At 60.4% G+C, this 6,113-nt stretch carries 6 protein-coding genes and 1 riboswitch; of the genes, 5 read left to right on the plus strand and 1 reads right to left on the minus strand.

All coding sequences use genetic code 11. From position 1 onward, the window contains the following. The first annotated feature begins 42 nt into the window (after positions 1–42). The 4 genes from EH240_RS29120 to EH240_RS29135 all read left to right on the plus strand — a co-directional run bounded on the left by EH240_RS29120 (position 43) and on the right by EH240_RS29135 (position 3,382). Positions 43–315, plus strand: a complete 273-nt coding sequence (locus EH240_RS29120; RefSeq protein ID WP_125005049.1) for a hypothetical protein — start codon at positions 43–45, stop codon at positions 313–315. A 42-nt stretch (positions 316–357) separates the two neighbouring features. Continuing rightward, on the plus strand, positions 358–1,233 hold the full coding sequence (locus tag EH240_RS29125; RefSeq protein WP_125005051.1) for a hypothetical protein: 876 nt from the start codon (positions 358–360) through the stop codon (positions 1,231–1,233). A gap of 87 nt (positions 1,234–1,320) precedes the next feature. After that, a riboswitch (SAM-I-IV-variant riboswitch) is annotated at positions 1,321–1,419 on the plus strand. A gap of 37 nt (positions 1,420–1,456) precedes the next feature. After that, positions 1,457–2,029, plus strand: coding sequence for a hypothetical protein (locus EH240_RS29130; RefSeq protein WP_125005053.1), 573 nt, complete (start codon positions 1,457–1,459; stop codon positions 2,027–2,029). 390 nt (positions 2,030–2,419) lie between these two features. Then, positions 2,420–3,382 carry an alpha/beta fold hydrolase gene (locus EH240_RS29135; protein ID WP_125005054.1) on the plus strand — a complete coding sequence of 321 codons (963 nt, stop codon included), beginning with the start codon at positions 2,420–2,422 and terminating at the stop codon, positions 3,380–3,382. Between the two features lie 380 nt (positions 3,383–3,762). On the opposite strand, the gene EH240_RS29140 is transcribed toward EH240_RS29135, so the two are convergent. After that, the gene (locus EH240_RS29140; protein ID WP_245436465.1) at positions 3,763–4,044 is read right to left on the minus strand and encodes a helix-turn-helix transcriptional regulator; all 282 of its coding nucleotides are present in this window, start codon (positions 4,042–4,044) and stop codon (positions 3,763–3,765) included. A 1,038-nt stretch (positions 4,045–5,082) separates the two neighbouring features. Between EH240_RS29140 and EH240_RS29145 the strand changes: the two genes are divergently transcribed. Next, positions 5,083–5,310 (plus strand): hypothetical protein, encoded by a 228-nt coding sequence (locus EH240_RS29145; protein ID WP_125005056.1) that lies wholly within the window; start codon positions 5,083–5,085, stop codon positions 5,308–5,310. The last annotated feature ends 803 nt before the right edge of the window (positions 5,311–6,113 follow it).

The raw sequence follows: 6,113 nt of genomic DNA on the forward strand, positions 1-6,113 counted from the left end.
CAATTCCGGACGATGGCTGCTCAAAAAACCGGGACAATCTAAATGAAATTTCGCCTGACTATCGCCGGACTTGCCGCAAGCCTTGCAATCACCGGCTGCATGTCAACGGAAGAACTCGCCGCTCGCGATGATCAAACCTGCCGCAGCTACGGCGCTCGGCCCGGCACAGACGCCTTTGTCAATTGCCGGGTTGGGCAGGACCAGACGCGGGTCATGAAGGAGCAGGCTTCAGCGCAACGGCAAATTGCATCCCAGCAGGCTTACTGGAACACGGTCACTGCAATGCAGCGGGCCGGCAAGACCTTCACCTACTAAGCCCACCGCTCAATGCTTCTCCAAGAAGACCCTCAAGCGTTCATGGAGATTATCAAAAACCATGACGCCGAAACGCGGTTCAAGAGCCTGCAAACTTTTGACGATATCGTGACATGCGAAATCATGCGCCACGGCATCTTTAGTGATGGCTCAGAATTGCCAAGCCTCACGCGCCTCTACAATGAATTCTTCTTGCCTGCACCAACATCCAGACGAAAGGAAGTTTTTGAGCACGTCAAGGTAATAGTGACGGGACTTGGCGGCTGGACTGCGGCGGCGTTCACGCCGTTCATGATCCTCGACGATGATATCGGGATCGTTTCGACCGCGACCATAGACTACGTCAGCCTTGCGCCGTTAATCGATGGCGACCCGATGAGCCGGCCCAAAGATGTGGTGACCATGATCACGAAAGCCATTCCGCGCAATCCGGCGGCGTTGTTTGGCGGGCTGCTCGCGCTCGGCGATCCAAGAGTTTGCTTGCTCATCATGCCACTGCGTCACGGATTCGATGCCAATGACGCTGAGATCGTCTCAAATTGCCACTCTGGCTTCACCACCAAGAGTGCTGTGGAGTTCTATCTCGACTGGCTCAGGGAACTTATCGACCGGCAAGACGATGAAGGCTTGAGCGTATTCGGCCACGTGGCTGCGGGTCTCTATCGCCTCGCGGCTGTGCATCGAGCAACGCCGTTCATAAATGACGGCCTACGCCCGTTTCCGGTTCCCAGCGACGAAATTACCGGAGGTTGGTCCAGCATGACGAGGATCGAACCGGAAGAATTCGCGAGTTCGATCTCTGGCAGGCTGTACGATCTGGAGCGGCGAGAACGGGCTCCCAAAGTCATGCCGCACGTAATCCGAGCTTTCGGCCTGAAACCAAGGACGCCGCCGACTGACACCTCGCATACACATTAGAAACGTGAAGGCCGATCTCCTCGATTTCAGCGGCCCTACTGGCGTGCTGTTCTACCTTGCCGGACGGCAGCCGCACTGCTAGATACCGCGCTGCATCCAGAGAGGGCTCCGGCCCCGCCAACCAGCCTTGACCGGCAACGGTGGTGAAGACGATGTGGCCCTCAATGGGCAACAGTAGGTCGGCAGCCCTCCAGATGTGTGCGAAACGACGGAGGGCATTTTCATGCTGACAAGACGAGGTTTTCTGATCGGCGCGGGCGGTCTGCTCACGGCGGCATTCACAAAGGATGCGCAATCCTTCATTCGCAGGACTGGGCAGCGCCTGCTTGCCTCACCTGCGGAGGTGGCGCAGACCATGTACTGGTATGAAGGGGGAGACCAGGGCTACCTTCTCACAATCGGCCCTTGGGCCTTCTGTCCACCGCCGCCAACCTGGCGCGAGTTCTTCACCAGCGAGGACGTCGGACACCGCACCGAACCCGAAATTCACGCCATCTGGGAAGAGCACGGGATCGGCCCGGAAAACTACGACGATCCGGTCGGAGGATGGTTCTGGGAAACCCGCTTCGATCTCGAGACCGGTCCGTGCGCCAGAGCCTACCGCCTGCTGCAGAAGTTGGATCTTGGCCCAAAACTCAGGTGCGGGAGCGATGAGCCCCATCTGGTATTCTGCGAGGGTGACGTCGCCAACGACGACAGCCGGTGGGTCGATGCAAGAGATCAACTCACGCTCTCCCTCGTGCAGGCCCGGCTGATAGATCTGAAGCTCCCCATCCGGATCGCACAGGGGGTTTGAGGGTTCCCGACATGACGGAAAATGGTATGACGCCGACCGCCGGCGGCCGAGCCCCGAGATGACAAGGCATAGCCCGGGCGGGCCAATCGAGCCTTACGCTTGCCGCTGTTGCGGCTGGGTGACACGGTGCCGGGCGAGGCCGAGGCACGTCTCTGCATACGGTGTGAACGTTTCGAGGGTGATGTGCATCCGGCAATGACCGCAGCGCGGATTGGGGCACACAATGCCCGCATCATGGGCACGATCAAGAAATGGGACTGAGGCGGGGGATCCTGTATTCTGCAGAGCGTAAGCTGATCGCCCGTGGGCGGTTTACCCAAGCGCGGGGAAGGGGGGCGGCCCCAAGTCAGGCAGGTCAATATTCGCTCATCCCTTGGAGGAGCTTTCGCAATGGCCCGAATTGGCGGTTTCCTGCTGGTCATGTTCATCGCCATAGCGACCACGATCGGTTTGGCTTTCTTCCTTTACACGAACGAGCTTGGTCGGCTCCGTGACGCCGTCAGCCGAGGCAGTCTGGTCGCCACCCTCGACATCGGCCCGATCGAATACGCCGACAGCGGTGCGGGCATTCCGCTGCTGTCGATCCACGGCGCCGGCGGCGGCTTTGACCAAGGCCTTGCCCTTGCTGCCGATCTTGTGGGTGGGGGTTTTCGGGTCATCGCGCCGTCGCGCTTCGGCTATCTGCGCACACCCATTCCGCGAGACTCCTCTCCAGCCGCGCAGGGCGACGCGCACGCGGCATTGCTTTCTAAACTGAATGTTCCCAAAGCGGTGGTTGTCGGTGTTTCGGCCGGCGCCCGTTCAGCGGTCGAGCTGACACTCCGGCACCCTGACAAGGTCGCCGCCCTCATTCTGATCGTCCCAGCTCTTTATTCGCCCACCAGTCCGGTTGCGATCGATGTGAGCCGCGGCAACAAGTTCGCATTCTGGGCCGTCAGTGCTGGAGGCGATTTCGCTTGGTGGGCCGCCGAGAATATCGCACCGTCGATACTCATTCGCTTTCTAGGCGTTCGACCGGCGCTGGTAGCGGCTGCGCCCCAGGCCGAGAGGAGCCGCGTCATGAGCTTCGTCAGGGGCGTTGAACCGCTGTCGCTGCGCTTGCCCGGTGTCAATATCGACAGCGCTCCCGAGCTACATGAGCTGCCGCTGGAACAAATAACTGCGCCGACAATATTCATCTCCGCGCGTGACGACCTGTTCAACACGCTGCCGGCAGCTGAGTTCGCAGCGGCCAGGATCCCCGGTGCCAAGCTGGTCGTCTACGACACAGGCGGACATCTTTTGGTCGGACGGGTGAAGGAGATTCGCATAGCAGTCCGCACCTTTCTAGCTGGCGCGGGCCTGATCCCGTGAACCGATGCCATGCGACGTCGCGTACGCTCCTGAGAGCCCTCGCGTCCGCCAAAAAGGAAAGGTCGCATTCCGCGGCTGTTCAGTTGTTGTCAGGGCCACCTGAAGGCCATCCGGCCGTGGTGCGAGTGTCCGGTTCAGAGAAGCGCCGATAGGAGCGCATTGGCAATCTGCCATCGTGGCCCCCCGGGCACGCCCCCGGCGTTTGTCGGTAGCGGGGGTGGGGGTGGCTTTGTGGGACCCGTTTCGGGCGCGCCCGACCGACAACCTAGTTCACAGGTCGGGACCTCCTCATGGCCGGCCGTCGAGCGTGGTGCGGCAGGCTGGGCGCGCGACCGTGCCGAACCCTCGAGAAATCTGAAGCATGGCAAGACGACACTACTTTAGTCAGCGCTCGCGCACTCCAGCAGTCGGCGAACAAGTTCGGCTTGGCGGTGAACCCCAGCCTTTTCGAAAATGTGCGTGAGATGTGTCCGCACGGTCACGGCCGTTACGCCAAGCCGTTCCGCTGCTGCCTCGCGGCCGTCGCCTTTGAGAATTTCCATGGCCACAGCGGCTTCTGGTCGGGTGAAGCCGAACTTACGACGGAAATTGTCCCGCCTGGCTTGCACCTCATCATCGGGGTCAAACGCAATGACGATTACCCTTGGGTAGACATTGGCCAACGGGTCGATGTCCCGATGGATTTCCTCGAACCGAAGAGGTGCAACGTACACGCGAAGCGATCCGCGGCCTTCTTTCCGCGGGACCTCCAAGCTTCCGCCCCAGTCACGGGCCATATGTGCACTATCGGCGCACGCGGCGATCCGGCGTCGCAAGTCACCTGAAGCGCGCGGATTGGATGGGCAAGCACGGGTCCTTCGCACAGCAATCCGTCACATGCCGTCAATGTGGCGTCCGCCCTGCGGTTCGCGAAGAGAATTTTGCCGGTGGCATCGACCAGAATGACCCCGGCGTTGGGTCGGTCCAGTGCCGAGCATATCCCTGAGACAAGCAGTTCAGCGTCGGCAATCCGTTCGGCCACCTGCAACGCAGCTGTGAGATGCTGGGAAAGAATGCGGACGACTGAAATGTCCGTTTCTTCGTAGTCCTCCCGACCTAATCTGCGCCCTGCTACAAAGAAAACCTGCAGACGGCTGGAGCGTTGGAGGGGCGTCACCACGCCATAGAATCCACCCTCAGGGGCGCGCTCCAGGCCGAGGCACCAGATTATAGAAATCCGACCGAGCGAACTCGCGGTCCGGCACTATTGCCGAACTGGTTTGAGGCACAAGGGTTGGCACGCGGTTCATCCAGCGAGGCAATCTCCCCTCGCGGACAACCGCTGCAAAGCGGGCTAGATTCTCAGGTTCGGTTCCGAAGCCAATTACGGCTGCGTCCGCCTTGGAGGGGCGGCCGCTGACCAGGAAAGTGTTTTCGCTGCAGGTAGCAGTGGCAACAGATGACAGCGCCGATGTCCATCCGTCGGCGGTGATCGGCGCACTGTGAATGCGCTGCACTGCGGCCAGAATCACATCTAAGTTTGCCACGGACCAAACCCCGCGCGGTCCCGATTGGACGCAGCTGAGAAAAATATAGGACAAACGTCCGACGCGCTAGTGGCGGCCAGCTGCCAGTATTGTTCGGCTGTGACGCAAGTAACAGATGACCGAGTTTTAGGACGCCAGTCGCAGCATGATCGGCTGCGTTTTTGGAGAGTTCAAATGGAGCGTGACCCCCAACTTGTCGATCCGTTAAGGCCACTGCTGGAGGCGATCTCAAACTCGCTGCGGCACGTGATCAAGCGCGTCAGCGACAGTCGCGCGGCTGCCCGATACGAGGGTGTCATTGCGAAACTTCCGCCACACCTGCGCCATGACATCGGTGAGCTGGACTGCACCCACCGCCTGCTTCCCTTAGGCAAATTCAACATTCACATCAGGAGTCGTTAGAGGCGCGGTGGCAGCGGAGTATCTGACGCGAGGTTCAAGGCGCACGTTCGACTGTTGATGGTGAATCCGGATTTGGCGCAAAGGCGGGGGGCGGGGGCGCCTTGTGGAGACCCTGCAAAGCATGCGCTTTACGTGCTGGGCAAGACTTCCGTCAGCGTGGCGCCGCGATTGAAACAAGCTGGAAACAGGCTCCGGCGGCCGGTGGCGTTTGTCGGTTACGAGATCGAGCTATTCCTAGACCATCGGGGCTTCGCCTCACGTCAAAGGCGGCTGATGCCTAATTTAGAAAGGCGCTGTCGCCCTAAGTTCATACGAGAGGGATTAACTATGCGGTTCGCAACGGTTCTGTCATCGTTGCTTGCGCCGGCTCTATGGGCGGCTCATCTCTTGCTCGTCGTCTGGGGACTTCATACCGCAGCCCGGTCCGATCCGGTGTTTTGTTCCAGCGATTCATCGATCCGAACGCCATCGAACCAGGCAACGGGGACCGCCACGGCATGTCCGTTCGTGCTCGCGGGATCATCAACCAATGGATAGGGGTAAATGGACTTTGGCTGTGCGAACTCACAGCGCCGAGCATCGGCCTGTGCTGTTGGCCAGCGTGGCCCGGGCTCGGCTGGGTGCGCCGCTGCCGTAGGTCAGGTGACGAAGTCACGCCATCCCTGCTGCAGGACGACGATGCAAACGGCAGAAGTCGACTGTCAGCGTCGAAGCTTATCGCGCCGAGCCCTAGAAACCGGGCAGGGAGGCCGTCGCCCACGTAACCTAAGCGGCGCGTCGTTGAGTGAGGTGGAGACCCGAAC

This window comes from Mesorhizobium tamadayense (assembly GCF_003863365.1).
GTDB lineage: Bacteria > Pseudomonadota > Alphaproteobacteria > Rhizobiales > Rhizobiaceae > Mesorhizobium > Mesorhizobium tamadayense.

Excerpts from the sequence above, each read along its gene's own strand:
- EH240_RS29120 (WP_125005049.1), top strand. The coding sequence starts at position 43 with ATGAAATTTCGCCTGACTATCGCCGGACTTGCCGCAAGCCTTGCAATC.
- EH240_RS29125 (WP_125005051.1), top strand. The coding sequence starts at position 358 with ATGGAGATTATCAAAAACCATGACGCCGAAACGCGGTTCAAGAGCCTG.
- EH240_RS29130 (WP_125005053.1), top strand. The coding sequence starts at position 1,457 with ATGCTGACAAGACGAGGTTTTCTGATCGGCGCGGGCGGTCTGCTCACG.
- EH240_RS29135 (WP_125005054.1), top strand. The coding sequence starts at position 2,420 with ATGGCCCGAATTGGCGGTTTCCTGCTGGTCATGTTCATCGCCATAGCG.
- EH240_RS29145 (WP_125005056.1), top strand. The coding sequence starts at position 5,083 with ATGGAGCGTGACCCCCAACTTGTCGATCCGTTAAGGCCACTGCTGGAG.